The organism is Chryseobacterium sp. LJ668 (genome assembly GCF_019613955.1).
Classification (GTDB): domain Bacteria; phylum Bacteroidota; class Bacteroidia; order Flavobacteriales; family Weeksellaceae; genus Chryseobacterium.
The window spans coordinates 2,250,353-2,276,562 of record NZ_CP080443.1 but is presented as its reverse complement, the minus strand read 5'-3'; the positions used below and the strand labels follow the sequence as shown (position 1 = coordinate 2,276,562).

Here is a 26,210-nt window from a genome sequence, read left to right as displayed (position 1 = left end):
TTATTTTATTAAATCTGGCGGACTCCGCATTTACTTTGACAAAGACGACAGAGAGATAACCGGTTGGTTGGCGTTCCAAAATGATTTTTCACTGAACTGAATAGCTTAAAATCGGGACAACCAACACAATTCAATATTCAAGCAATTGAAAACTGCACATTACTTACGATTGATAAATCTAAAATGGAAATGCTGTATAAGCAATTTCCTTTTTGGCAACAATTTGGTAGACAAATTTGGGAAGACGCATTTCTTAAAGTCATCAATGGTATATTAAGCTATCAAACAATGACAGCTGAAGAACGATATTTGAAGATGATGAGACAATCTGACCTTCTACAAAAAGTACCACTAAAACAACTTGCATCGTATCTAGGCATTACTCAAACCTCACTAAGCAGACTTAGAAAAAACATCAAATAGGTCATTAATTGCCAATTGGCAATTTTGAAAGCTTAAATAATATGGACCTTTGCATTAAATTTAAACAAGGACACTAATGCAAGCAAAAACATTCAATCATCTTTTAGGCTTTTCGTTATTTTTCTTAGCTCACTGGTTTTTTGGAAACCTTTATGAAGAAATAGTTTTAGCGCCAAATCAACTAGCTAACTCTTATGAAGCACTCAAAAGTTGGCAAGGATACTTTACAGTTACAAATCAGATTTATTATTACGTTCCGCTTACACAAATAGCAGTTTTTGTAGTATGCTTTCTTTATGTGAAATCAAGCAATAAAAAGGAAAAATGTTTACTAAAAAAAGCAAGTATATTTGGATTGCTTTCAATTTTAATTACAGCCTTAATTGTAACTCAGCTAAACTTAAAGCTTTTTTTTGGAGATATTGAAAAATACAAAGAACAAATTTACAATTTATCAGTGATTTGGCTCATCGGTAACGCAATTAGATTATATTTAGTTGGAACTTGTTTATACTTAACTTTTAAAACATACATTTTAGGACAAAAAACAATGATACAAATTACAACTACCAAGTTATTGCCAAAGCAGGATTGAACAGCTTCTATTGGACATCTGTGCAGGTTCAACTTTCGTTCTTAGATTAAACTTTGTGCTAAATCCCCGCTTTCGGCAATAGCCAAATCGTTAGGCGCATTCTCAGCGGATTACACAACCGACATCATGACTAAAGAAAAACAGTAAAAAAAAATACCAACAAAAGAGGTGTTTTGCCAACACAAACTCCGATCTATAAACATCACATTTAATCTTGTCCAATCGCACTGAAAACTTTTAATAAGGACTTCATAATCCAATTTTTTCTAAACAGCATTGAAACAAAATTTTATCTTAATTACAGCTTTTGTTTTTTTATTCTGTATTCTTTCCCCCAATCAGCCATAGATTGCATTATTGGTGACAGTGTAAGCCCAAACTCGGTTAATGTATATTCAACTTTTGGTGGGATCTCAGCATAAATTTTTCTGTTTATGATCCCATCATCTTCTAATTCTCTCAACTGCTGAGTAAGCATTGATTGAGTAATTCCCTTTACACTTCGCTTCAATTCTCCAAATCTTGCAGGAGAAGTATGATAGATAGCATTAATTAAAATTGCTTTCCATTTTCCACCTAAAACTTGCATTGTTGCAGTTACCGGGCAAGATTTTTCATCAAAAACAATCTTTTTTTCTTCTATAACGTGTTGATTATCATCATTAGTACTGTTTTTCATACTTACACATTTTAAATGTCCTACTTGTTTTATTCATTTTAACTCTGAATATTTGCACTGCAAAATTAAATAAAATTAATCTATAAGAGAAATCAATCATTTCATTTTAATCTTTCTATTATGACAAAAAACTCTTACACCCGCTCCCTTGAAATTCTACGTATAGACAGCAGCTCGCGTTATGCCGACTCAGTGTCCCGACACCTCACTGACCACTTGGTGGCTCGCATGTTGCGAGAATATCCCGATGCTAACTTCACGACAAGAGATTTAGCAGCAGACCTACCGCTCCCAACAGAAGCGTTCGTTGATGGAAGTTTGTATTCCCTGCAAAATCCAAACCCGACCATGCAAGCAGCTGTGCAACTTTCCAACGAAATGGTGAGCGAACTGTTAACCGCTGACATAGTGGTACTCGGCATGCCGATCTACAACTGGACCGTTCCCTCTACTTTTAAGGCATACGTTGACCATGTAAGTCGTCTTGGCGAAACCTTTGCTTATGTCGACGGCGTTTCGCAAGGCTTACTCCGCGCACGCAGTGTTTATATCCTCTTTACCAGCGGAGGCACCGGCATAGGCAGCGAGAAGGATTTTGCGACTCCGTATGCAACGTATTTGTGGCAGACGTTGGGTATTCAACACGTAGAGATAATTGATGCTTCTGGGCTTTTGTTTAACGCTGAGGAGAAAACACGCAATGCCAAGATTCAGATCGATCAGTTGCTTTTACCTGTATTTGCTTGATTTCTTAATGGTTTAAAATTCTAAAATGTATCTCCCTCCAAGAAATCCTATCATTTGCGGGTAACCTCCCTTAAATAACGCTGCCGAAACACAGAGACAAATGGAAAACAGGTTAAAACAGGTAAAATTGTGTTAATCCCTTAATAACTTATTAGTAAAAACAAATAAACTTTAATAAATATGGTAAATACCCTAAACTGGTTTGAAATCCCAGCTACAGATTTCATTAGAGCAAAAGCATTTTATACTACAGTGTTAGATGTTCAAATTCATGAAGACCCTAATCCTGATATGCAATATGCATATTTACCGTCTGATCCACAAAAAGGCGGATTTGGAGGAGCAATTGCTAGCGGTGAAAACTTTGTTCCTGCAATGAGCGGCACAACTGTTTACTTAGATGGCGGAAATGACCTTTCAGTTCCATTAGGCAGAGTAGAAAGTGCTGGAGGAACAGTTATTCTACCAAAAACCGCTATTGGTGAAAACAGGGGCTTTATTGCACTTTTTATCGATACCGAAGGAAACAGGGTAGGATTCCATTCCATAGGATAATACACAGTTTCCCGCATTTTTGTAAAATAGCTGATAGAAGTGTTATCATTAATCTTTCTATCAGCTTTTCTATATCCATAAACGAAGAGATAATTAATATCGACAAAACAGCATCGACAGACAGAATGCCAGTACCTAACCGCGGTTTTTGAGTCAGTTGGAGTTCAATACTTCGTATAAATGTGGTGCTAAAATCCCGCCCGAAAGAAAATTCAAGCTGTTAATTTGATAAAAAAATTTAACAATAAATTAAAACTAAATCGATTTTAATAGAAATATTTAACCATTTTATAATCTTCCCGTAAAACCCTCACAACCTATAACGTTCATTTTTGCAACAATCTAAATATTGTAAAAATGAAGAACAAATACCTTTTACGAGGCTTATTGCCTATCGCAGCCTTATTTCATGGTGCAGTTTCGGGACAGACTTTGGTACACTACTGGAATTTTAACAACAATGCATCCGTTGCAACAATTACGACTCCTACTTCAACACTTTTGAACGGATCTATCACTGCTGTTTCCACGGGAACCGGAAGTACCGACACCTTTATTGACTTTGCAGGTGGTACGAACCAAAACTTTAATATTGATAACTTGAACGCCAGAAACGGAGACGCTTCAGGTACGCATTTGAGATACAATTATCCAATCAACGGAAATGTACAGTTTTCTTTACCTACCACAGGTTATAACAACGTGGTAGTAAAATTCACAACCAGAAGATCAGGATCTGGAGCAGGAATACAGATCTGGTCTTATTCTTTAGACGGAACCACATACACGCAATATCAGACGGTAACATCACAGGATGCCAATCCGCAGTTGATTACATTCGATTTTTCTACAATTTCAGGAGTTTCTAATAACCCGAATTTCAAACTGAAAGTAGAATTCGCAGCCGGCGCAGGAGGCGTTGTAGGAAACAATCGTTTTGACAATTTTACAGTTGATGCAACTCCGGCAGGAGGTTTAGATACTACACCACCTACAGTAACTTATTTACCGGCAAACAACGTAAATAATGCTTCCACTACTGTAAATCCTACCATTACATTTAACGAAAATGTAAGATTACTAGATAATTCTGCGATTACGGCGACAAATGCTCAGAATCTGGTAGAATTAAGGCTAAACAATGCAACTGGAGCAGCTGTTCCTTTTACAACGACATTCAGCAACAATAAAATTACGGTAATTCCTACAGGAGGTCTGGTTCCGAATCAGGCATATTATTTGGCTTTAAAGCCAAATCTTGTGGAAGATACAAGTGATAACGCTGTCGCAACTTCGACTTCTACAATATTTACCACAGCAGGAACAACGATTTCTTTAGATAAAACATTTATTAAGGTTAACGAAAATACAGGAACATTGGCATTTAAAATCAATGTGAACAATCCTTCAAATGCAACGGTAAATCTGGCTGTAAAACCTGCACCGTTCAGTACGGCAGACAGCAGTGATTTTATTTTAACCAATCAAACCATCAATCTAACTCCAACTACAACAAGTGTTACCGTAAATATTCCAATTACTGATGATATTCTGGAGGAACAGATGGCTGAATATTTTGTTTTAAGTCTTGAAAATCCTGTCGGAGCTACTCTTTCAGGTGAGACTTCATCCACAGTTTATATTGTTGATAATGATAAAGCGGCACCGGTACCTTCGAACCAGGTTCAGCTCAATTATATCGGAAGTTTTGATCCTTCAGGAAACAGCACGAGCTCAACAGAAATTGTAGTGCATGATGCTGCAACACAAAGACTCTTCACGATAAGCTCTTTGACAGACGTTTTCGATATCATTAATTTCGCAAACCCGCTTGCACCCACCGTTATCAGCACCGTAAACATGCTTCCATATGGTGGAATCACAAGTATTGCCGTAAAAAACGGAATTATTGCAGTAGCTTCTCCCAACGCGACAAATCCACAAGGAAACGGATCAGTTGTTTTCTTTGATATCAATGGAACATTCCTAAAGCAGGTTTCTGTAGGTGTTTTACCAGACATGATTACCTTCACGCCGGACGGAACGAAAGTAATGACTGCTAATGAAGGCGAACCCAATGATGCTTACACAACAGATCCGGAAGGTTCTGTCAGTATTATTGATGTGCCTATTTTGACGGTAGCAGGAATTCAGGCCTTAACACAAGCGAGTGTGACAACGCTTGGTTTTACCCAATTCAACGGAATGGAGGCTACTCTATCTGCAACCGGAGGAAGAAAAGTAAAATCAACAAGCACTTTGGCGCAGGATCTTGAACCTGAATATATTGCAATCAGTCCAGACAGTCAGAAAGCATGGGTTTCTTGTCAGGAAAATAATGCAGTCATTGAGATAGATTTAGCTACAAAAACTTTAGGTAGCATTTGGGGCTTAGGTAAAAAAGACATGAGTCTTCCGGGAAATGGTTTTGATGCTTCTGACAACAACGGAGAAGTATTAATTGCAAACTGGCCGGTAAAAGCGTACTACAATCCTGATGCAATGGCTTCTTACAAAATTGGAAACACTAATTACATTGTGACAGCCAACGAAGGAGACGAAAAAGATTTAGGAGGATTCAGTGAGAGAACTACTGTGGGGGCAGCAACGTATGGTTTAGACTCAACCGTTTTCCCGAATGCTTCTGTGCTGAAAGCATCCCATAATTTAGGAAGATTCAGAACGACAAGTGTAAACGGAAGTACCGATGCAGATGCAGAATACGAAGAGATTCACGCTTTGGGAGCCCGCTCGTTCTCCATTTTTAATGCTGATACCAAACAAATTGTTTATGACAGCGGTGATCAGTTTGAAAGATATACTGCAGCCAATCATCCTTTGATTTTCAATGCGGATAACGAAGCAAACGGCGCTAAAAACAGAAGCCGTGCAAAAGGCCCTGAACCTGAAGGAGTAACTTTAGGAACGATCAACGGACAGACTTTCGCATTTATTACTTTGGAAAGAACAGGAGGTGTTATGGTGTATAACGTAACTGATCCGAACAATGTTACATTTGTTGATTATAAACATTCAAGATCAACGTCTGCATTTGGTGGTGACAACGGACCGGAAGGAATTACTTACATTCCTCCTGCAAATATGAATAATGGGAAGGGTTATGTTATTGTTGCTAATGAAATCAGCGGAACTTTATCTATGTTTGAAGTAGCTCCTTCTCCAACTTTATCTACTGGAGAAGTAAAAACTGAAAAAGCTACGTTCAATATCTTCCCGAATCCTGTAAACAAAGGGAATACATTGTATTTCAACAGACCTCAAGGCTACGAATTGTACGATATGAGTGGTAAACTTCTTGGAAAAGAGAAAAATGCTTTAACTATTGATACTTCAAAATTGTCTGCGGGAGTTTATTTAATTAAAACTTCTGAAGGTGAAGTGAAAAGAGTCATTGTAAAGTAACTTTTATATATTTGATTTTAATGTAGCCTCGGTTTTTCCGGGGCTTTTTTAGTTTAAATTAAATTTCATATACCTTAATTAGTTTTAAAAAAAAACAAAGAATTTTGTATTTTTGAAAGTATACGAAATAAATGACACAAATGAGTAATAATAAATTAAATATTACTTCCAGCTATTAGAAATATCCCTATTGATCAAGACGATTATGAAAGTCACTCAAGTTTCAATCTTGAAGTTGATGTATGTTCTGAAACTAAATATTTATCAGCTAAATCTGGCGAATTATTTATCAAGGTATGCAAAGAAAAGCAGCAAATGACATAATGTAAATAACAAAAAAAGACAGACCCAAAAGCCTGTCTTCAAAAAATATATCGTCGTATTTTTTATTCTAAATTCACCACTTTTGAAATCTCAGGAGCATGCTGTTTAATGGTCGTTTCAACCCCTAATTTCAGAGTTGAAAAATTTAAAGAACATCCAGAACAGTTTCCTAAAAGCTTTACATACACCGTATCTTCTTTCACATCGATTAACTCGATATCTCCACCGTCTTTGTTCAGAAACGGACGAATGCTCTCTAGAGCTTCCATTACCTTGGTTACGGTTTGTTCGTGTGCTATATTTGTTTCCATATTTGAATTTGGTTTTTCAAAAATTAATTTGAAATCATTATTATTTTTTTGGTGAGCAACCCGCCATCGTGGTGATTTTCACAGCTTCTGTAGGCGGTAGAAACTTATTTCGTTCTATTAAACTCTCTACCATTTTTCTTGCAGTTTCTACATAGATTTCTGCAATTTTAGAATTTTCCTGAAGCACTGCAGGTCTTCCTACATCTCCTGCTTCTCTGATGCTTTGAATCAATGGTATTTCACCCAAGACAGGAATATTTAAATCATCTGCTAAATATTGTGCTCCCTGGTTTCCAAAGATATAATATTTATTGTCAGGTAATTCTTCCGGTGTAAAATACGCCATATTTTCTATCAATCCTAGTACCGGAATATTGATGCTTTCCATCTGGAACATCGCAATCCCCTTTCTAACATCCGCCAAAGCAACATGTTGAGGTGTACTTACGATCACCGCTCCCGTTACAGGAACTTCCTGAATGATCGACAAATGAATATCACCCGTTCCCGGAGGAAGGTCGATCAACAAGAAATCCAATTCTCCCCAAGCTGCATCTCTGATCATTTGGTTCAATGCCTTTGATGCCATCGGTCCTCTCCAGACAACAGCCTGATTGGCTCCAGAAAAATATCCTATAGAAAGCATTTTCACACCATAATTTTCGATCGGTTTCATTAAGCTTTTCCCGTTTACATCAACAGAAATTGGCTTCTGACCTTCTGTATCAAACATCGTAGGAACAGACGGTCCGTAAATATCGGCATCTAATATTCCAACTTTAAAACCCATTTTTGCTAACGTTACTGCTAGATTCGCAGCAACAGTAGACTTACCTACCCCACCTTTTCCGGATGCGATGGCAATAATATTTTGAATTCCGGGGATTTGTTTTCCTTTAATCTGACTTAGCTGTACTTCGCTTGGCTCGGGAGAAACTATTTTCAGTTTTAAATTAATTTCTTCCCCAAACTCGCTTGCAAATGCCTGCTTCATTGCTGCCTCAAGCTTCTTTTTTTCGTGCATTGCCGGTGAATGTGCAGTCATATCGATGTAAACATCGCTTCCCATTACCTGAAAGTTACTCACCAAATCATCTACTTCTATTTCTTTAAGGAAATCCTGAACCTTTTCTTTAGTCAACATAAAAATATAAATTGTCTACAAATTTACGGAAATTTTAGCTATTTAAAATCAACAAACTGGGTGATAGATAAATTCTTTTGCAGAACGAAATATTATAGTATTTTAGGGGGATTTTAATTTTAATCTTCATGAAAAAAATATTGATTATTCTTTTGGGAATTATTACCCATAATTTATTTTCACAAAATTATTCGCAATACATCAATCCTTTCATCGGAACGGGCGGCCACGGTCATACATTTCCTGGTGCAATTGTACCTTTTGGGATGGTTCAGCTTTCTCCCGACACCCGAATTGACGGAAGCTGGGATGGCTGCAGTGGCTATCATTACTCAGATTCAGTGATTTATGGCTTCTCTCATACGCATCTGAACGGAACCGGAGTGTCTGATTATGGCGATATTATGCTCATGCCGACCATGGGAAATCCGGGACTGACACCGAAAGAATATTCATCAAAATTTTCTCATAAAAATGAGAAAGCAACGGCAGGATTTTATTCGGTAAAATTGGATAAGCATAACATTGATGTTCGTTTAACAACAACAAAAAGAGTCGGTTATCACGAATACACCTTCAACAAAGCTGGAAACGCCAATATTATTTTAGACTTAAATCACAGAGATAAATTGCTGGAAGGTGAAGTAAAAATTATTGACAGCAAAACCATCGAAGTTTTCAGAAGAAGTGAAGCTTGGGCAACCAATCAATACATTTATGCGAGAATTGAGTTTTCAAAACCGATGATTGAAACAAAATCACTGGTTGAGAGTCCATCACGACCTAGTGTTGCTGATACAAATTATAACGGAACAAAAATTCAAATTGCATTTTCAAGCAAAGTTAAAAAAGGAGAAAAAATCCTTGTAAAAGTTTCAATTTCTCCTACAGATTACGAAGGTGCAGGAAAAAACATGCTGGCTGAAGGAAATTCAAATGATTTTGAAATCATTAAAAAACAAGCCGAAGCAGATTGGAACAAAGAACTTTCAAAAATTCAAGTCAAATCTTCCGACAAAGATAAACTTACCGTTTTCTACACGGCTTTATACCACGTTTTCACGCAACCCAATATCAACATGGATGTTGACGGAAAATACCGTGGCAGGGACAACAAATTTTACATGGCGAAAGATTTCGGATACTATTCCGTTTTCTCGCTTTGGGATACATTCAGAGGAGCACACCCTTTGATGTCATTGATTGACCGAAAAAGAACGGCAGATTTTGTCAATACTTTTATCAAACAATACGAACAGGGCGGAAAACTTCCCGTTTGGGAACTGGCTTCCAATGAAACGGAATGTATGATCGGTTATCATTCAGTTTCTGTAATTGCAGATGCGATGACGAAAGGAGTAACAGGTTTTGATTATGAAAAAGCGTTTGAAGCTTCAAAAAATTCGGCGATGCTGGATATTTTTGGTTTAAATGCTTACAAACAAAACAACTATATCAGCATTGATGATGAGCACGAAAGCGTTTCAAAAACCCTTGAATATGCTTACGACGACTGGTGCATCGCTCAGATGGCAAAAATTTTAAACAAAAAAGAAGACTACGAATACTTCATGAAACGTTCTCAAAACTGGAAAAACCTTTACAATCCGAATAATGGTTTTATGCAGGCTAGAAAAAACGGAAACTGGTACGAACCGTTTGATCCGAGTGAAGTCAACAACAATTATACGGAAGGAAATTCGTGGCATTACTCATATTCGGTTCCGCAGGATATTCCGGGATTGATTGAAGCACATGGTGGAAAAGAAAAATTCGAACAATTTATTGATGCGATTTTCTCAGCTTCTGATAAAACAACAGGAAGAGAACAGGTGGATATTACCGGATTGATGGGACAATACGCTCAAGGAAACGAACCGAGTCATCACATTGCTTATCTCTATAATTTCGTTGATAAGCCACAGAAAACGGAAGCAAAAATTAAATATATTCTTGATAATTTCTACAAAAATTCGCCGGATGGATTGATCGGAAATGAAGATTGCGGACAAATGAGTGCATGGTTTATTTTAAGCTCAATGGGAATTTATGCCGTAACTCCTGGGAAACCTGAATGGGAAACCGTGACACCTTATTTTGATGAAATTAAACTACATCTGGAAGACGGAACAACGAGAATCATTACGAAAAGCACTCCAAAAAGTGAGCTAAAAAAACTAGGTTTTGAAAATGTAAAAGTTGCTAAAGATTTAAAATATCCTGAACAAACAGCTTCACCAGTAATTGCGGCCGACAGACTTTTTGATTTTACCACTCAGGTGAAAATCACTCCGCTAAATGAGAAAGATAAAGTTTATTACATGACTTTGGACGAAGATGACGCCAACGTTAGAAAAACCTTTAAAGTTTATAAAGAGCCTTTTATGATCAATAAAACGACTCAGGTTTCTACATACGCTGAAAGAAATGGAGAAAAAAGCGGAATCACAACTGCCAATTTCAACAGAAGACCCAATCATTGGGATATAACCATCAATGCTAATGTTAATCCACAATATACGGCAGGCGGAAAGTTTGCTTTGATTGACGGAATCAACGGTGACATCAATTGGAGAAAAGGAGAATGGCAGGGTTATCAAGGACAAACCGTTGAAGCTGTTATTGATTTTAAATCGCCTCAACAGATCAAATATATTTCATCAACCTATCTGCAGGACAGCCGTGCATGGATTTTAATGCCTAATAAAGTAGAATATTACGCTTCAATGGATGGTAAAACTTTCATTCTTCTAAAAACTTTGGAAAATAACATTGATGCCAAAGATGAAACAGTTCAGGTGAAAGATTTTGCCACTGATATTCTTCCAACCGAAGCACGTTACCTAAAAGTGAAAGCGTATCATTTTGGAAAACTTCCGGAATGGCATCAAGGTGCGGGTGGTGATGCTTATATTTTTGTGGATGAGATTTCTTTGAAATAGAAATTTGAAAATTAAAAATGATAAACCTCTTTCGATTTGTAAGAGGTTTTGTTTTATATTCAAGGTAGTTTTATTAGTGAGATGTCATTTTAATCGTTCGCAGCCATCTTTCAACCAATTTTTCCCAATCAGCAATCGGCAGTTCAGACCAATTAGGAATCTTTTGGGCTGATTGATTTAATCCAAAGGCATGTCCTCCTTCTTCATAAATGTGAAATTCAGCTGGAACTCCAGCCTTCTGCAGTGCCATATAATAGACCAGTGAATTTTCCACAGAATTAATGGAGTCGTTGCCTGCATGCAAAATAAATGTTGGCGGGGTCTTGCTATCTACAGAGATGGTACGGTTTAACTCGTACGGCTTATCTGTATGAAACCTCATGTGTCCGGGGTAGAAGGCCAATGCAAAGTCTGGTCTGCAGCTTATTTTATCAGCATTATCCGCTATTGTATAAGCTCTTTTTTTGTAATGATTACTGATATCAGCAACCAGATGTCCGCCGGCAGAAAATCCCATCACTCCGATTTTATTCGGATTAATCTTTAATTCCTTTGCCTGATAACGGATTAAGCCCAATGCTCGTTGCGCATCCTGCAATGCCAATGGTTTGATAGGATCTTTTTCGCAATTACAATCCTTATCATAATGAGGTCCGGAAGCTGGTACACGATATTTCAGCAGCACTCCTGTAATTCCGATTGATGAAAGCCACTTGCAAATTTCAGAACCTTCAAGTTCTATAGCCAGTTTATTGTATCCTCCGCCGGGAAATACGATTATGGCAACGCCGGTATTGTTTTTTGCAGGGGAGAAGATTGTTATTGCAGGATTTGACACATTAGAAATCATCCCGTCATTATAAGTTTCTGTACCTGTCACAAGTTCAGAATCGGGAATTGATTTCTCCCACACGGGGAAAGTTATTGTGGAAACTTCAGGTTTCTTTACACTTTCTGGCTGTAACTTCTTGTCTTTATTGCATGACAAAAAAACGATGCCTATTGATACTAAAATAACTTGTTTTCTAAAAATCATTTCACATATATTACAATAGACATATATATGTAATTTTTTCTGTAAATCAGCAGGAATTTTTATTTTACATATCAGAATTAAAATGAAAAAGAAAAAGATTTAAGAAAGGTTTAAGGTGCAATTATTGTATAAAGAAATCATTTTAATCTTTCTGACCAATGTAATTCTTTTTGTAATTCTACATCAGAAAACTCGATATGAATTACCCTTCTTCTCTTTCCGTTGGTCGTTCGGTTTGAGCCATGCAGTAACAACGGTTTCATAATCATAATTCCACCCTTTTCTACATTGCAGATGTTTTCTGTTTCCACGTTCCAGTCGATGGTTTCGGGTCTGTAAATTCCTTTTGAATGAGATTTTGGAACTACTTTCAGGGCACCGTTATTTTCATCAGTATCATCCAAATGAATTCTTACTGTAAAAATATTTTCCAGAATATGAATCGGCGGCTGAACGGCGAATTGATTCTGTTTTGTGGTCCACGGCCCGAAGTTTTCCAAGTTAATTTTCTTATCAACCGAAATCGTTAAATCCTGATGATAGGCGACATACCAGTTTGATTTTTCGGGTTTATCGAAGTAAATACTTTTGACAACAAAATAATTTTCGCCAAAAATCTCTTTGATAATTGTTTTTAAATTTTCATTAAAAATCAAATCTTTCACCTCTGAGACTTCCTTTAAAAACTGTCGGATTGCAAAAAGGTCTTCCGATTTCCTGAAAGTTTCCTTTGAAGTATCTATATTCTGAATGACTGTACTTATTTTTTCAATTTCTTCCTCAGAAAAAACATTGCTGATAACGGAAAAACCTTTATCAGCAATTTTATTTTTATGTTGTTGTAAATTCATTTAATGATAGGTTTTCAATCTATTTTTAACGCAAAGTTCGCAAAGTTTCTATTTAAATGATTGAAAATATTTTTCGTTCGCAAAGGCGTTTCACTCAGCAAAGTAATACAAATTTCATAAAAAATGGCCAACAGAGAAGAAATTCTCTATTGACCGTTTATTTAAGTTAAATTAATATTTTACATATCTCCTCCATGATTATCGAGCTGTCCTTCCCATTTTGAAACGGCGGATGTTGCTAAAGCATTCCCCAGAACGTTGGTCATGCTTCTTCCCATGTCGCAGAAATGATCGATTGGCAAAATTAATGCGATCCCTTCCGGTGGAATTCCAAACATAGAACATGTGGCGACAATAATCACCAGAGAAGCTCTTGGAACGCCTGCAATTCCTTTTGAAGTCAGCATCAGAACAAGAAGCATTGTAACTTGCTGTCCGACAGACATTTCAATTCCATAAATTTGAGCGATAAAAATCGATGCAAAGGTCATGTACATCATGCTTCCATCCAAATTGAATGAGTATCCTAGCGGTAATATAAACGATACTACTCTGTTATTACACCCGAATCTTTCTAATTCTTCTACCAATTTAGGAAAAACAGCTTCCGAACTTGTAGTTGAAAAAGCAATTAATAAGGGAGATTTTATTCTTCTTAACAGTTCAAAAAGACGGTTACCCAAAATTAAATATCCTACTAACAGCAATACAAGCCACAGAATTCCTAAAGCAAAGAAAAAGTCTCGAAGGTAAATGGCGTATACTTTAAAGATTTCAAAGCCGTTGGTGGCAACCACCGCTGCAATCGCTCCAAGTACTCCAAGCGGTGCAAACCACATGATGTAGCCTACCATTTTCAGAATCGCATGCGCTACAACATCGAATAATTTGATGACAGGTTGTGCGTATTCATCACCGAGATTTGCCAAAGCAACCCCAAACATGATTGAAAAAACAACAATCTGAAGAACTTCATTGGTTGCAAAAGCTTCAAAAATACTTTTAGGGATAATATGTTTGACAAAATCTTCCATCGAGAAGCCTTTGCTTGATTTTAGGAGCTCTTCAGCAGACGCCGCATCCTGAATCGGAAGCTTCGTAACGTGACCCGGCTCAAGCCAATTTACCAAAACCAGACCGATAAAAAGAGAAATAAGAGATGCCGAAATAAACCACAGCATAGCTTTTGATCCTACCCTTCCGATCATCTTGATGTCGCTCATTTTTGCAATTCCTACCACCAAGGTTGTGAAAACCAGCGGTGCGATGATCATCTGTACCAATCTGATAAAAACGGTTCCTAAAAGTTTGATGTTTTGTGAGAATGGTTTTGCACTTTCAGGATACTGAATATGTACAAATCCTCCAATTGCAACACCCACGATCAAAGCAATGATGATCGCAATAAATAATTTATTCTGTCCTTTCATATCTATAGTTCAATAATCGCAAATATAAAGGTTTTTATTCTTGAAGCTTAAAATTTTGTTAAACTACATCAAAACTATTATTATGAAAATTAACGTGCAGATTATGACAACATTAAAAGAAAAAATTTACATATTTATTTATTTTTTAGAGAAATGGTATACATTTTATTATTACATTTGAGTGTAATTAAAACATTAAATTAAACAATTATGAAAAAAACAATCACAATGTCTGCCTTAGCTTTGGCAGTATCATTTGGATCTATTTCGTGCAAAAAGAAAGTTTCTGATGCTGATCTTCAGACTCAGGCAACTACCATTGTAACCTCAAATCCGTCTGCAACTGTAGAAGTAAAAGAAGGTGTTGCCCATCTAGGCGGAACATTCGCTTCACAGGCAGAAAAAGATGCTGCTATCAAATCTCTGAAAGAAATCAAAGGGGTAAAAGATGTTCATGATATGGCGACAATTGCTGAAGCAACTCCTGATCCAATGCCGGTAGAAACTACAACGGCTGTTGATCCTATGGTTCAGCAAAAAGTACAGGATGCCGTGAAAGATTTCCCAACTGTAAAAGTTGAGGTAGTAAACGGTGAATTGACGCTGACAGGAAATGTATCTTCATTACAGGCAAGAAAAATCAAAGAATCTGTTGATGCCTTGAAAGTTGGAAAAGTAAATTATAACTACACAGTAAAAAACTAACAGATGAGCACATTACAAGATAAATATTCAAGTGTGGTTTCTGCAGCTCAGTCTGCGGGAGTTTCAAATCTACAGGTTCAGGAGCAGGACGGAATTTTATATATTTCCGGAAATGCATCCAATACTGCTGCAAAAGATGCTGTATGGAATGCCTTAGGAGCTATTGATTCTACATATTCTGCTTCAGACATCAATGTTGATGTACAGGTTGCCGGTTTGGCTGCAGGTGCTAATCTTACCATTGCTACAGAAGATTCTAACCTCAATATCAGACAAGAACCTTCAACGGATGCTGCCGTTGTAGGAAAAGCTGCAAAAGGTTCTTCTGTTACATTAATTGAGCAGACTTCTGACGACTGGTGGAAGGTTAAAACTTCTGACGGACAAGAAGGTTACGCATATTCAAGATACTTGAAAGCTTAATTAAAGTCAACACATATTAAAATTTTATCCCTGAATTTTCTCAGGGATTTTTTATTTTTAAAAGGATTCAGTATATAGCATTTTTATTAATAAATTAGCCAAAATTTCAATTATGAAGATTCCGTTTTCTTTAGTGCTGCTTTTATTTTTTATCTTAGGAAAATCTCAAAGTACAACTCCGACAGACAACTTTGTTAAAGATAATTTCACCAAAAAGGAAATGTACATCACCATGCGCGATGGGGTTAAACTTTTTACAGCGATTTACATCCCAAAAGATATCTCAAAAAAGCAGAAATATCCATTTTTAATGCAGAGAACATGCTACAGCATTGCTCCATATGGTGAAAATGAATTTAAAACCAAACTTGGCCCAAACCCATATTTGATGAAAGACAAATACATTTTTGTATATCAGGATGTGCGTGGAAGATATATGAGCCAAGGAACTTTTACCAACATGACGCCGCAGGTAGAACGTAAAACAAAAAAAGATGTTGACGAAAGTACCGATACCTACGATACCATTGATTGGCTGGTCAAAAACATCAAATACAATAACGGAAAAGTCGGTCAATACGGAACTTCTTATCCCGGATTTTATACTGCGGTAGGAACTTTGGCGCAGCATCCTTCTTTAGTCGCTTCTTCTCCGCAGGCTCCAATTTCAGATTTCTGGAATGATGACTTTCTTCATAATGGAAAATTTATGCTAGGCTATTTCAAAACGTTTCCCGTTTTTGGAGTTCAGAAAACAAAAGCCGAAAACAAAGCGTGGTACTCAGATTCTATGATTAAAACCACTTCAGAAGACGGCTTGAAATTTTACAGAGACATGGGAACTTTGAAAGAAGCCTATAACAAATATTATAAGGACAACTTCTTCATGACAGAAATTATGAATCATCCGAATTACGATGAATATTGGCAGAAAAGGAGTCTTCTCCCGCATCTGAAAAATATAAATCATGCGGTAATTACTGTCGGTGGCTGGTTTGATGCTGAAGATCTTTCAGGACCTCTTAATATCTACAAAACCATTGAAAAGACAAGCCCAAAAGCTAAAAACACAATCGTAATGGGACCTTTTTCGCATGGAGGGTGGGGACGCGAGGAAGGGAAACATTTTCACAATCAGATTTATTTCGGAGATAGCATTGCAACGTATTATCAGAAAAGTATTGAGACTAAATTTTTCAATCATTATTTAAAAGGAGATACAAAACAAGACGCAGGCTTACCGGAAGCTTTGATGTACGACACCGGCGCAAAAAAATGGAAAGAATTTGCACAATATCCCCCAAAAAACACACAAAAAGTTAATTTCTACCTGGTAAACGGAACCTTAAAAAATAATTCAGGACAAAGCGCTACAGAATATTATAGTGATCCTGACAATCCTGTTCTAAGTTCAGATAACCTGAAAGACTTTAACGGTTTCACCCCAAGAAATTATATGTCGGAAGACCAGCGGTTTGCAGTAGGACGACCTGATGTTCTTACTTTTACTACAGATGTTTTGACGGAAGACATGACTTTCGCAGGAGAAATTATGGCAAAATTAAATATTGCCTCTACTTCTACAGATGCAGATTTTGCGTTGAAATTAATCGATGTATATCCTGAAGATTTTAAACCTGCAGAGAAAAAAGAAGGTGTAGTCTACGGAAATTACCATCAGATGGTAAGAAGTGAAATAATGCCTGCCAGATTCAGAAATTCAAGAGAGAGAGCAGAAGCCTTGGTTCCGAATCAAAAAACAGCAGTGAATTTCAGATTGCAAGATGTGGTACATACCTTTAAAAAAGGACATAGGATTCAAATTCAGATAAGTTCGACCTGGTTTCCCCTTTTCTCGGTAAATCCGCAGAAATTTTTAGACAATCCGAATGTTGCAACGAAAGAAGATTACACGAAAGCTTTTATAAAAGTTTTTGAAGATTCTTCTATCGAAGCTGAAGTTTTGAAATAAGTAGATGATAGAACGAAATTAAGAAAAAGAATAGCAGTGTGATTTACACTGTTTTTTTTATTCTTCAATCGTTCGGAACGTCAAATTTACTCGTGGAGCTTTCACTTTTGTGGTCGGCGGAAGCCGGTGCATCCAATGATCTTGGGTTTCGCCTTTCATGACCAGTAAACTTCCGTTTTCAAGAAGTAATTCTACTTTTTCTTTGGTCGCTTTATGTTTAAATAAGAATTTTCTTTCTGCCCCGAAAGTTAATGAAGCGATTGCGCCATGTTTTTTCAGATCTTTTTCACCATCGCTGTGATACGCCATTCCTTCGCTTCCGTCGTGGTATAAATTAAGCAGGCAGGAATTGTAAATTTCTCCGGTAACTTCTTCGCATTTCTGTTTTAATGCTAATAATTCCGGAGTCCAAAGTTTGGCATATTTTGTTCGTTTTGAGTAGGTATATTCAAAAGGCTTTTCTCCAAACCATGCCACTTTTCTTTTCGTTAAAATTAATTTACCAAAAATCACAGCCTCATCATTTTCCCAGGGAATTTGATTGAATAAATAATCATAATAAAAATCTGATTTTTCCTTAGAAAAAACCTTTCCGTAATAATGAACGATTCCATCTTTAGGAAGAATATTAAAAGGATATTCTGATATATCTTCGAATAAACTCATCATTACTTCGTGTTTAAAGAATCACCATAAACTCTAGAACTTTCCCAGCCAATAATCATCTGTTTCCTGTCACTTCCCCACATATAGCCGCCAATTTTTCCTGAAGACTGTATCACCCGATGACACGGAATCAGGAATGCAACCGGATTACTGCCAATTGCTGTTCCTACTGCTCTTGAAGCTTTCGAATTTCCTATTTTACCGGCTAAATTACCATATGTGGATAATTTTCCCATAGGGATAGTTAATAAGCTTTCCCATACTTTGAGCTGAAAATCTGTTCCTTTAAGATGCAGTTTTATCGTGTTAAGTTTTGACCAGTCTTTGGTGAAAATCGACAATGCATTTTGCTGAAACTCATCCAGTTTTTCAAAGAAAGATGCATTGGGAAATTTATTCATTAAATCTCTCAATGCATATTCTTTAGCCTCTTCGAAAGCCATGTAACAGATCCCCTTTTCTGTGGAAGCGGTAATAATATTCCCAAACGGACTTTCGGAAAAACTGTAATTGATCTGTAAATTTTTACCGCCGTTTTTATATTCTGCAGGCGACATTCCTTCAATTTTCACGAACAAATCGTGCAATCTGCTTGTACTTGAAAGTCCAGTTTCTAAAGCTGCATCAAACAGCGTGGCTTTTTCTTCTTTTAATAAACTTTTCGCATGCTCAAGACTAATGAACTGCAAAAATTTCTTCGGACTTGTTCCTGCCCAATCGGTGAATATTTTCTGAAAATGTGCCGGGCTCAGACTGACGTTCTCTGCCACCTCATCCAAATTGGGCTGAAGCTTAAAATTGCTTTGAATAAAATCAATCGCTTTGGCAATTCTGTGATAATCTATTTCGTCTTGTGTAGACATTCTCATTTATTTTGTATCACAAATTTCCAAAGAAAAACCGAAAGAAAAAATCCGTTTCCTGCGGAATTTTAGTTTCTGTTGATGTGATAATAAGCTAGCATTTTATAATACAATTTGGCAGCTAAGAATGCGCTTGGTTTTGAATTCGCAGAATCCATCAATTCCACAATGTCAAAAGCAACAACATTACATTTTTCGAAAACTTTTCTAAGCAATTCCAAAGTCGGGTACCATTGCAAACCACCCGGTTCCGGAGTTCCGGTTGATGGAGCAATTGATGGATCAAATGCATCCAAATCAATTGTGATATACACATTCCCGGAAACTTTTTCTAAGACATCATTCACCCAGTTTTCATTATTGGCAATTTCATGTGCAAAAAACACTCTTCCTTCCGGTAAATATTCTACCTCTTCAACATCCATAGAACGAATTCCCACCTGCACTAAATTATGCTTCTGATTAGCTTCAAAAACCGCACACGCATGATTAGAAGTGGAACCATGAAACTCCGGGCGAAGGTCTGTATGTGCATCCAACTGAAGAACGGTCAAATTTTCAAACTTTTCTCCCACTGCACGGATTGAACCTATAGAAACTGAATGCTCTCCACCAAAAAGCGTGAACAATTTATCTGTTGCCAAAAGCTCTTTCGTTTTCTGATAAACCGATTCTGTCATTGCTTCAGGTGTAGAATTCTCTGAAATTTCTCCTGCTAAATAAACACCTTCCAAATAAGGTTCTGTTCCTGTTTCAATATCGTACAATTCCATGTTTTCAGAAGCGTCAAGGAACAATTCCGGACCTTTATCTGCTCCTTTTCCCCAGGTTGATGTTCCGTCATAAGGTACCGTTACCAAAACAACTTTTGAATTTTCTAACGAAGCATTTTCTTCAGGAATTCCTGCGTATGTTTTCATAGTTTATGATTAAAAAATTAAATGATTTAAAGAATAAAATATCCTTGGCAAAGATAAGAAGAAGTTAGGAGATAGCTGGAAGTCGTATGACGGAAGCGGGAAGTTTTATAACAATAAAATTAAATATTCTAATTTTTAGGACCATATTTACTTTTTGAGGCTTCCGGGGTAAATCATTACCTTTGCACCAAAATTAAACGTATGTCTTTACAAGCTGTGCTTTTCGATATGGATGGGGTCATTGTTGATACAGAACCGCTGCACAGGAAAGCTTATTTTAAAACATTTAATCAACTTGAAATCGAGGTTTCTGAAGAACTTTATACTTCTTTTACGGGAGCTTCTACCAAGAGAGTTTGTGAAACTTTAATCAGTGAATTTAATCTTTCTCACACTCACGAGGATATTACGGATATTAAAAGAACCCATTTCAAAGATTATTTTTACAATGATGAAGATTTTGATCTAATCCCCGGCGTGAGAAAATTAATCGAGCATTATTATGAAAACGGGATAAAATTAATCGTCGCTTCTTCCGCAAGTATGACGACCATCAATATGGTTTTTGAAAAATTCGGGCTGGAAAAATATTTTAGCGGAAAAATAAGCGGTGCAGATTTAAAAGAATCAAAACCTCATCCCGAAATTTTTCAGCTGGCAGCAAAAATGGCAAACGAACCGATTGAAAACTGCATGGTTATTGAAGATTCTACCAACGGAATTTTAGCAGCGCATCATGCGAATATTTTCTGTGCCGCATATAAAAGTTTTCATACGCACAATCAGGATTACAGCTTGGCTAATATGGTGGTTTCAGATTACACTGAATTGGAAGTTGATAAAATTTCGAAATATTTTTAGATTTAATATATGTTTAGGGATATTTTAATTCGTTTATTAATTGTAAATTTAAATAGTATAATTAATTAAAAATGACGAAGAAGATATTGTTTTCAATGATTATTTTGATTTGCAATCTAATTTTTTTAAAAGCTCAGCAAAGTTTTAAACTTGCGGATAAAGAATTTGATAAAGGCAATTATGAAAAAGCCATTTTTTATTATACAGAGTCTATTAATAAAAAAGAAGAATTATCAACGGCATATAATTATCGAGGTCTTTCTTATCTGTATCTGGAAAAAATACAGGAAGCAAAAGCAGATTTAGAATCTTCATTTAATTTAAATCCTTCTGATAATAAAATACACATTAGTTTTGCACGTTTTTATGCCTCAACAGGGCAATTTCCCAAAGCGTTAGAATTTTACAACAGTTCAATCGAAAAAAAACCTGATGATTATCAATTGTACAATGAAAGGGCAGGTATAAAAGCAGTGATGGAAATGTACAATGAAGCCATTGCTGATGCTGATTTCTCCCTAAAACATCTTCCTAATGATTATTCTGCGTATCTGAACAGAGGATATGTCTACCTTAGGATGGGAAATTATGAAAAAGCCATTAATGATCTTTCTGCCTCTCTAAAAATAAAACCAAGCCACAAAGGTTTTGGTAACAGAGGAACCGCATATGCACTATCAAAAAAATATGATTTAGCAATAAATGATTTTGACAGAGCTTTAACTTATAATCCTGATGATGTGCTTGTATTGTACCAAAAAGGTGAAGTTTTATTAACATCAGGTAAAAGAGAAAAAGCCTGTGATTGTTTTTTAAAAGTTAAAAAATTGGGTAATAATGAAATTGATGATGTTATTGAAAAGGCAAAATGTACATCATTATAAATTTTAATGCATTAATAAAAAATTTTTAAAAAAAAGTCCGTTTCAACGATAATGAAACGGACTTTTTTAAATGTCATACAGATATTTTTATTTCATCAAAATCAGTAAATAGTTTAATTTTTTTGATGTTAACAATAGATTAATAACCCAAAATTTTCAAAATATCATCCGGGCCTTGACGTTCTCTGAAAATTTCATATTGGAACTCTCCATTTTCATCTTTCTGAATCAGAATATGCCTTGGTTGCGGCATTAAACAGTGATGAACTCCACCATAACCGCCAATTGTTTCCTGATATGCTCCGGTGTGGAAAAACCCAATGTATAAAGGTTTTGTATCGCTGAAAACAGGTAAATAAATTGCGTTGGTATGTTGTTCAGAATTGTAATAATCATCTGAATCACAGGTTAATCCGCCCAAGAAAACTCTTTCGTAAGAATCTTCCCAACGGTTTAAAGGAAGCATGATGAAGTGTCTTGAAATCGCCCAAGTATCTGGAAGCGTTGTCATGAAAGATGAATCGATCATATTCCATTTTTCTCTGTCATTCTGGCGTTTCTGAGAAATGATTTTATATAAATTGGCACCGCTTTCCCCTACGGTAAAGCTTCCGAATTCTGTATAAATATTCGGTTCTTCTACTCCTTCTTCTTCACAGAATTTTTTGATCTGAGAAACGATTTCTTCAACCATATATTGGTAATCGTAATCAAAATTCAAAGAAGTTTTAATCGGGAAACCACCACCGATATTCAGTGAATTCACTTCCGGGGCGATTTTCTTCAAACGTGCATACACGCGAAGACATTTATACAATTCATTCCAATAATACGCAGTGTCTTTGATCCCGGTATTGATGAAAAAGTGAAGCATTTTTAACCTTGCATTGGGATGCTCAGCGATTTTCTGACTGTAATATGGGATGATATCTTTATATCCGATTCCTAATCTTGAGGTATAAAATTCAAATTTAGGCTCTTCCTCAGAAGCGATTCTGATTCCGATATCGAAAGTGGTGTCGATGCTTTCCGTTAATTTATCCAGTTCGCGGTAATTATCAAGAATTGGGGTGATGTTTTCAAAACCGCTGTTGATCATATCTGAAATTTTCGCCAGATAATCATCCGTTTTGAAACCATTGCAGATCACTTCGATATTCTTATCTACTTTACCCTCATTGTAAAGTGATTTTACGATATCCATATCATATGCTGAAGACGTTTCGATCGATATATCGTTCCTCAAAGCCTCTTCAATAACAAATTTAAAATGGCTTGATTTTGTGCAGTAACAGTATGTGTAGTTTTTTTTGTAATCGATTTTCTCAAAAGCTTCTTTGAACCAGCTTTTTGCTTTCTGAATATTCTGAGAGATCTTCGGGAGGTAACTTACCTTAAGAGGCGTTCCAAACTTTTCAATAACTTCCATCAAAGGAATGTCGTGAAAAGACAAATTGTTCTCAGAAACATTGAATTCTTCCGTAGGGAAATACAATGTCTGATCAATAAGTTCCGAGTATTTTATTTTCATTTTCTGACAAGTGAATTAAGAATGCAAAATTGCTAAAAAACTTTGATTTTTTAGTTTTAAATTTCCTTAAAGTTTCGACAGATTAGAAATTACTACAATCGGTGTCATCTATGGAATTTTCAGAGATATTTTGATCCGATAAATATCAGCAGGTCACCTTCTTCATATTCTATAAAAACATCATCTTCAATGGCAAAATTTCGCGTTCCAATTCTTGAGGTAATACTCAGATTTTCATTGGTTAAGGGCCAATTTAGTCCTTGTGTAGTTACATTTACAGCGGTTGGAAAAGGATATAATGAAGCGAGTTTATTTTTTACGTTTTTTAAAACAAAAGTTTTCGGTATAAAAAAATATTCTGAAAATTCATCATAAAATTTTATGCTTAATTTTTCTTTGAACGAAAAGGCAACAGTCAGATTCCCTAAAAAATGATCCTGCTCACCTCCGCTTCCGCCCAGAACGTCAATATGAGTAAAGCCTTTTTCTGAAATGATTTCCAGAGCTTTATGAAAATCTGTCTTATCCTGATCAGGTGTATAAATAAATTTATCTTTGTAAACATTCTCATCCGAACCTGAATGCGAATCGAAATCACCTGAAATGAAATCAAGATTTTCTAAAGGAAAATTCAGCTGTTTCAAATAATGGAAAGCACCATCTGTACAGGCGATTAAATCATAATTTTCCGGATCAGGAAAAGATTTTGGAGCGTCACCGTTGATAAATAACAAAACTTTTGTGCTCATTTTGTAGTTTTATTAATTATCTCTTCAATATTCTGCTGCGTAGTAATGATCCATTTTCCAACATTTTTGCCGGGTCTTTTCTCTTCAACTTTTTTTATAAAACTTTTTGCGTCTATACTATCTTCCGCATTAGATTGTAATTCTACATATTTTTTATACGTTTCTAGCATACGGTCAACTTCCTGATACGTAAGACCTTCCAAATATAAAAGCTTTCTGTAAGATCTCCCGATATAATAATTTACTGCAAAATATTGTGGTGAATTCGGATCAAGTAAATGATAAGCTTTCTCAAAATAGTATATGGCTTTTCTTAAATCGGGTTTGCTTTTGGTGAAATTATTGATTCCGCCATACCAAAGTGCAGCTATGAATTCTGGCTGATTAACTAAAATCTCACCCAGTACTTTTTCTGCTTCATCATTTTTATTCTGATTGATCAACGTCAAAGCGAGTTGTGATTTCAAGATCGGATTTTCGGGATCTTCCTTCAGACCTTTTCTGAAAGTATTTTCAGCATTTGAAAATTTATTTTTTGATATCAATTCGTTTCCCTCATCAAGATAAACCGTAATATCCTGACAAAATGCTGAGTGGGACAACAAAAGTAGGAAGAGTAGAAATATGTTTTTCATTTTATCTCTCATTGGGATTCCAGTATTCTTCCGGCTCGTTGTTAATTTTTGAAATATATCTTGCTAAAACAAAAAGATAGTCTGAAAGTCTGTTTAAATATTTTATCAATTCTGGGCGTACTTCTTCAGATTCGTTTAAAAAAACCAACGACCGTTCTGCTCTTCTGCAAATCGTTCTGGCTGCATGCAAAAATGTTGCAGACTTTCCGCCGCCGGGAAGGATGAAATATTGTAACGGCTCTAATGTTTCTTCAAAAGCATCCATCCAGTTTTCAAGTTCTTCAATTTCAAGATCAGAAATGATCAGTGTAAGTCGTGATTTTCCGTTGGCAAGCATCAGTTTATCAACGGGAGTCGCGGCTTCTGAACCGACTGTAAACAAATCAAACTGAATTTTTTTAAGTTGCCTTAAAACCTCATTATCTGTAATTTGACTTTTTGCGATTCCGATAAACGAGTTTAGCTCATCGATATTTCCGTAACTTTCTACTCTTGCACTGGCCTTTGAAACACGCGTTCCACCGTACAAAGCGGTCTGCCCTTTATCTCCTGTTTTGGTATAAATTTTCATATGTAAATTTCATTGTCTTAAAGCCATATGCAATCATGGCGATTTGATATGACTAAATTAGTTTATTTTACAAAAATAAAGAATGAAAACCCTAAATATTCTGAAAAAACCCGACTTTCTAGCCCGGATAGAAGCGACATCCTTTTTTGCAATCACCGAATCCCGATACTTAAGGATGTGATCGTTGCAAAAAAGATATAGTGGATAGCCGGATAAAGCTTCTGAAAAAACTGGCTAATAAAAAGACCAACCCTTTAGGATTGGTCCAATTTCAAAATTATTTATCTACCTCTACATAGTTGCATTTAAAACATTGCATACAAGATATCCATCTAACGTGAAGAATGTATAATTATTTTATTGATTAAAATAAATTTTCAAATACTTAAATCCTACTGACAAACTGTTGTCACAAGCCCAAATTATCTTTGTTGTAAGATTAACAATTTAAAACAAAATTATGACAACTACAACGACGACAGCAACGACACAGTTTATCAGTGCAGCACAATTGTTAGAACATTGGCAAGGACACAGAAATCTGACCAGAAGAGTGATTGAAATGTTCCCGGAAAAAGATTTATTTGAGTTTTCGATAGGCAAGATGAGACCTTTTGCGAAATTAGCCGTTGAGCTCATCAGCATCGGCGGTCCGGCTTTGAAGGGGATTGTAGAAGCGCAGGTCGAAGCATTTTCTGAAGAAGCTTTCCAACCGAAAACAAAAGAAGATATTCTGGCAAAATGGGATGAAGAAACGGAAGTGATCAACCATTATTTCAATAAAATTTCTGAGGAAAGATTTCAGGAGACTTTTAATTTATTTGGGCAATATGAATTCCCTGTATATCAAAATATTCTTTATTTCGTTGATAATGAAATTCATCATCGTGGACAAGGATTTGTTTACCTGAGAGCTTTGGGAATTGATCCACCATTTTTCTGGGAAAGATTCTAACGGATAATTTTTGAA

At 36.1% G+C, this 26,210-nt stretch carries 24 protein-coding genes; 11 read left to right on the top strand and 13 right to left on the bottom strand.

Translation table 11 applies throughout. The features are described 5' to 3' along the window. The first annotated feature begins 499 nt into the window (after positions 1-499). Positions 500-1,018, top strand: coding sequence for a hypothetical protein (locus K0U91_RS10665; protein WP_220179611.1), 519 nt, complete (start codon positions 500-502; stop codon positions 1,016-1,018). 298 nt (positions 1,019-1,316) lie between these two features. Here K0U91_RS10665 and K0U91_RS10660 read toward each other — a convergent pair whose 3' ends face one another. Further along, complete coding sequence (locus K0U91_RS10660) at positions 1,317-1,697, bottom strand: winged helix-turn-helix transcriptional regulator (protein WP_220179610.1); 381 nt, start codon at positions 1,695-1,697, stop codon at positions 1,317-1,319. 120 nt (positions 1,698-1,817) lie between these two features. On the opposite strand from K0U91_RS10660, the gene K0U91_RS10655 reads away from it, so the two are divergent. The 3 genes from K0U91_RS10655 to K0U91_RS10645 all read left to right on the top strand — a co-directional run bounded on the left by K0U91_RS10655 (position 1,818) and on the right by K0U91_RS10645 (position 6,422). Beyond that, a complete protein-coding gene (locus K0U91_RS10655; protein ID WP_220179609.1) occupies positions 1,818-2,444 on the top strand; it encodes an FMN-dependent NADH-azoreductase in 627 nt (208 codons plus the stop codon). Between the two features lie 180 nt (positions 2,445-2,624). Then, positions 2,625-2,999, top strand: a complete 375-nt coding sequence (locus tag K0U91_RS10650) for a VOC family protein (RefSeq protein ID WP_220179608.1) — start codon at positions 2,625-2,627, stop codon at positions 2,997-2,999. Between the two features lie 357 nt (positions 3,000-3,356). Beyond that, positions 3,357-6,422, top strand: a complete 3,066-nt coding sequence (locus K0U91_RS10645; protein ID WP_220179607.1) for a choice-of-anchor I family protein — start codon at positions 3,357-3,359, stop codon at positions 6,420-6,422. 386 nt (positions 6,423-6,808) lie between these two features. Here K0U91_RS10645 and K0U91_RS10640 read toward each other — a convergent pair whose 3' ends face one another. Together K0U91_RS10640 and K0U91_RS10635 are read right to left on the bottom strand one after the other, a co-directional pair. Next, positions 6,809-7,057: a NifU family protein gene (locus K0U91_RS10640; RefSeq protein ID WP_219971355.1), complete on the bottom strand. Its 249-nt coding sequence runs from the start codon at positions 7,055-7,057 to the stop codon at positions 6,809-6,811. A 40-nt stretch (positions 7,058-7,097) separates the two neighbouring features. Further along, complete coding sequence (locus tag K0U91_RS10635; RefSeq protein ID WP_220179606.1) at positions 7,098-8,201, bottom strand: Mrp/NBP35 family ATP-binding protein; 1,104 nt, start codon at positions 8,199-8,201, stop codon at positions 7,098-7,100. Positions 8,202-8,329: 128 nt separating this feature from the next. Between K0U91_RS10635 and K0U91_RS10630 the strand changes: the two genes are divergently transcribed. Next, on the top strand, positions 8,330-11,143 hold the full coding sequence (locus K0U91_RS10630; protein ID WP_220179605.1) for a GH92 family glycosyl hydrolase: 2,814 nt from the start codon (positions 8,330-8,332) through the stop codon (positions 11,141-11,143). Between the two features lie 73 nt (positions 11,144-11,216). Here the strand turns inward: K0U91_RS10630 and K0U91_RS10625 are convergent, their stop codons facing one another. The 3 genes from K0U91_RS10625 to K0U91_RS10615 form a co-directional block, all read right to left on the bottom strand. Beyond that, the gene (locus tag K0U91_RS10625; RefSeq protein WP_219971352.1) at positions 11,217-12,179 is read right to left on the bottom strand and encodes an alpha/beta hydrolase; all 963 of its coding nucleotides are present in this window, start codon (positions 12,177-12,179) and stop codon (positions 11,217-11,219) included. A gap of 137 nt (positions 12,180-12,316) precedes the next feature. After that, on the bottom strand, positions 12,317-13,030 hold the full coding sequence (locus K0U91_RS10620) for a phytanoyl-CoA dioxygenase family protein (RefSeq protein ID WP_220179604.1): 714 nt from the start codon (positions 13,028-13,030) through the stop codon (positions 12,317-12,319). Between the two features lie 179 nt (positions 13,031-13,209). Beyond that, positions 13,210-14,460 carry a dicarboxylate/amino acid:cation symporter gene (locus K0U91_RS10615; protein WP_219971350.1) on the bottom strand — a complete coding sequence of 417 codons (1,251 nt, stop codon included), beginning with the start codon at positions 14,458-14,460 and terminating at the stop codon, positions 13,210-13,212. A 210-nt stretch (positions 14,461-14,670) separates the two neighbouring features. Between K0U91_RS10615 and K0U91_RS10610 the strand changes: the two genes are divergently transcribed. The 3 genes from K0U91_RS10610 (at position 14,671) to K0U91_RS10600 (ending at position 17,560) form a co-directional block, all read left to right on the top strand. Continuing rightward, positions 14,671-15,165: a BON domain-containing protein gene (locus K0U91_RS10610; RefSeq protein WP_219971349.1), complete on the top strand. Its 495-nt coding sequence runs from the start codon at positions 14,671-14,673 to the stop codon at positions 15,163-15,165. Between the two features lie 3 nt (positions 15,166-15,168). Then, positions 15,169-15,588 carry an SH3 domain-containing protein gene (locus tag K0U91_RS10605; RefSeq protein ID WP_219971348.1) on the top strand — a complete coding sequence of 140 codons (420 nt, stop codon included), beginning with the start codon at positions 15,169-15,171 and terminating at the stop codon, positions 15,586-15,588. Between the two features lie 112 nt (positions 15,589-15,700). Continuing rightward, the gene (locus K0U91_RS10600; protein ID WP_220179603.1) at positions 15,701-17,560 is read left to right on the top strand and encodes a CocE/NonD family hydrolase; all 1,860 of its coding nucleotides are present in this window, start codon (positions 15,701-15,703) and stop codon (positions 17,558-17,560) included. A gap of 57 nt (positions 17,561-17,617) precedes the next feature. On the opposite strand, the gene K0U91_RS10595 is transcribed toward K0U91_RS10600, so the two are convergent. The 3 genes from K0U91_RS10595 to speB all read right to left on the bottom strand — a co-directional run bounded on the left by K0U91_RS10595 (position 17,618) and on the right by speB (position 20,009). Beyond that, positions 17,618-18,226 (bottom strand): alpha-ketoglutarate-dependent dioxygenase AlkB family protein, encoded by a 609-nt coding sequence (locus tag K0U91_RS10595; RefSeq protein WP_220179972.1) that lies wholly within the window; start codon positions 18,224-18,226, stop codon positions 17,618-17,620. A 2-nt stretch (positions 18,227-18,228) separates the two neighbouring features. Continuing rightward, positions 18,229-19,089, bottom strand: coding sequence for a bifunctional helix-turn-helix domain-containing protein/methylated-DNA--[protein]-cysteine S-methyltransferase (locus tag K0U91_RS10590; RefSeq protein ID WP_220179602.1), 861 nt, complete (start codon positions 19,087-19,089; stop codon positions 18,229-18,231). A 68-nt stretch (positions 19,090-19,157) separates the two neighbouring features. Next, positions 19,158-20,009 (bottom strand): agmatinase, encoded by an 852-nt coding sequence (speB, locus tag K0U91_RS10585; RefSeq protein WP_219971344.1) that lies wholly within the window; start codon positions 20,007-20,009, stop codon positions 19,158-19,160. 201 nt (positions 20,010-20,210) lie between these two features. On the opposite strand from speB, the gene K0U91_RS10580 reads away from it, so the two are divergent. Continuing rightward, positions 20,211-20,870 carry an HAD family hydrolase gene (locus K0U91_RS10580; protein ID WP_220179601.1) on the top strand — a complete coding sequence of 220 codons (660 nt, stop codon included), beginning with the start codon at positions 20,211-20,213 and terminating at the stop codon, positions 20,868-20,870. Positions 20,871-20,941: 71 nt separating this feature from the next. After that, positions 20,942-21,754: a tetratricopeptide repeat protein gene (locus K0U91_RS10575; RefSeq protein ID WP_220179600.1), complete on the top strand. Its 813-nt coding sequence runs from the start codon at positions 20,942-20,944 to the stop codon at positions 21,752-21,754. A 139-nt stretch (positions 21,755-21,893) separates the two neighbouring features. Here the strand turns inward: K0U91_RS10575 and K0U91_RS10570 are convergent, their stop codons facing one another. From K0U91_RS10570 to K0U91_RS10555, 4 genes are all read right to left on the bottom strand, one after another. Beyond that, entirely contained in the window at positions 21,894-23,285 is a 1,392-nt protein-coding gene (locus K0U91_RS10570) for a type III PLP-dependent enzyme domain-containing protein (RefSeq protein ID WP_220179599.1), read from the bottom strand. 119 nt (positions 23,286-23,404) lie between these two features. Continuing rightward, positions 23,405-24,034, bottom strand: a complete 630-nt coding sequence (locus K0U91_RS10565) for a thiamine diphosphokinase (RefSeq protein ID WP_220179598.1) — start codon at positions 24,032-24,034, stop codon at positions 23,405-23,407. Next, a complete protein-coding gene (locus K0U91_RS10560) occupies positions 24,031-24,669 on the bottom strand; it encodes a tetratricopeptide repeat protein (protein WP_220179597.1) in 639 nt (212 codons plus the stop codon). Before K0U91_RS10560 ends, K0U91_RS10565 begins: the two co-directional genes overlap by 4 nt. Before the next feature lies 1 nt (position 24,670). Then, positions 24,671-25,240, bottom strand: a complete 570-nt coding sequence (locus K0U91_RS10555; protein ID WP_220179596.1) for a cob(I)yrinic acid a,c-diamide adenosyltransferase — start codon at positions 25,238-25,240, stop codon at positions 24,671-24,673. A 460-nt stretch (positions 25,241-25,700) separates the two neighbouring features. Here K0U91_RS10555 and K0U91_RS10550 point away from each other — a divergent pair, with 460 nt between their 5' ends. Beyond that, positions 25,701-26,195, top strand: a complete 495-nt coding sequence (locus tag K0U91_RS10550; protein ID WP_220179595.1) for a DinB family protein — start codon at positions 25,701-25,703, stop codon at positions 26,193-26,195. Positions 26,196-26,210 lie beyond the last annotated feature (15 nt).

Bases quoted from the DNA above. Each gene is read 5' to 3' on its own strand.
- K0U91_RS10665 (WP_220179611.1), top strand. From the start codon at position 500: ATGCAAGCAAAAACATTCAATCATCTTTTAGGCTTTTCGTTATTTTTC.
- K0U91_RS10660 (WP_220179610.1), bottom strand. From the start codon at position 1,697: ATGAAAAACAGTACTAATGATGATAATCAACACGTTATAGAAGAAAAA.
- K0U91_RS10655 (WP_220179609.1), top strand. From the start codon at position 1,818: ATGACAAAAAACTCTTACACCCGCTCCCTTGAAATTCTACGTATAGAC.
- K0U91_RS10650 (WP_220179608.1), top strand. From the start codon at position 2,625: ATGGTAAATACCCTAAACTGGTTTGAAATCCCAGCTACAGATTTCATT.
- K0U91_RS10645 (WP_220179607.1), top strand. From the start codon at position 3,357: ATGAAGAACAAATACCTTTTACGAGGCTTATTGCCTATCGCAGCCTTA.
- K0U91_RS10640 (WP_219971355.1), bottom strand. From the start codon at position 7,057: ATGGAAACAAATATAGCACACGAACAAACCGTAACCAAGGTAATGGAA.
- K0U91_RS10635 (WP_220179606.1), bottom strand. From the start codon at position 8,201: ATGTTGACTAAAGAAAAGGTTCAGGATTTCCTTAAAGAAATAGAAGTA.
- K0U91_RS10630 (WP_220179605.1), top strand. From the start codon at position 8,330: ATGAAAAAAATATTGATTATTCTTTTGGGAATTATTACCCATAATTTA.
- K0U91_RS10625 (WP_219971352.1), bottom strand. From the start codon at position 12,179: ATGATTTTTAGAAAACAAGTTATTTTAGTATCAATAGGCATCGTTTTT.
- K0U91_RS10620 (WP_220179604.1), bottom strand. From the start codon at position 13,030: ATGAATTTACAACAACATAAAAATAAAATTGCTGATAAAGGTTTTTCC.
- K0U91_RS10615 (WP_219971350.1), bottom strand. From the start codon at position 14,460: ATGAAAGGACAGAATAAATTATTTATTGCGATCATCATTGCTTTGATC.
- K0U91_RS10610 (WP_219971349.1), top strand. From the start codon at position 14,671: ATGAAAAAAACAATCACAATGTCTGCCTTAGCTTTGGCAGTATCATTT.
- K0U91_RS10605 (WP_219971348.1), top strand. From the start codon at position 15,169: ATGAGCACATTACAAGATAAATATTCAAGTGTGGTTTCTGCAGCTCAG.
- K0U91_RS10600 (WP_220179603.1), top strand. From the start codon at position 15,701: ATGAAGATTCCGTTTTCTTTAGTGCTGCTTTTATTTTTTATCTTAGGA.
- K0U91_RS10595 (WP_220179972.1), bottom strand. From the start codon at position 18,226: ATGAGTTTATTCGAAGATATATCAGAATATCCTTTTAATATTCTTCCT.
- K0U91_RS10590 (WP_220179602.1), bottom strand. From the start codon at position 19,089: ATGTCTACACAAGACGAAATAGATTATCACAGAATTGCCAAAGCGATT.
- speB (WP_219971344.1), bottom strand. From the start codon at position 20,009: ATGAAAACATACGCAGGAATTCCTGAAGAAAATGCTTCGTTAGAAAAT.
- K0U91_RS10580 (WP_220179601.1), top strand. From the start codon at position 20,211: ATGTCTTTACAAGCTGTGCTTTTCGATATGGATGGGGTCATTGTTGAT.
- K0U91_RS10575 (WP_220179600.1), top strand. From the start codon at position 20,942: ATGACGAAGAAGATATTGTTTTCAATGATTATTTTGATTTGCAATCTA.
- K0U91_RS10570 (WP_220179599.1), bottom strand. From the start codon at position 23,285: ATGAAAATAAAATACTCGGAACTTATTGATCAGACATTGTATTTCCCT.
- K0U91_RS10565 (WP_220179598.1), bottom strand. From the start codon at position 24,034: ATGAGCACAAAAGTTTTGTTATTTATCAACGGTGACGCTCCAAAATCT.
- K0U91_RS10560 (WP_220179597.1), bottom strand. From the start codon at position 24,669: ATGAAAAACATATTTCTACTCTTCCTACTTTTGTTGTCCCACTCAGCA.
- K0U91_RS10555 (WP_220179596.1), bottom strand. From the start codon at position 25,240: ATGAAAATTTATACCAAAACAGGAGATAAAGGGCAGACCGCTTTGTAC.
- K0U91_RS10550 (WP_220179595.1), top strand. From the start codon at position 25,701: ATGACAACTACAACGACGACAGCAACGACACAGTTTATCAGTGCAGCA.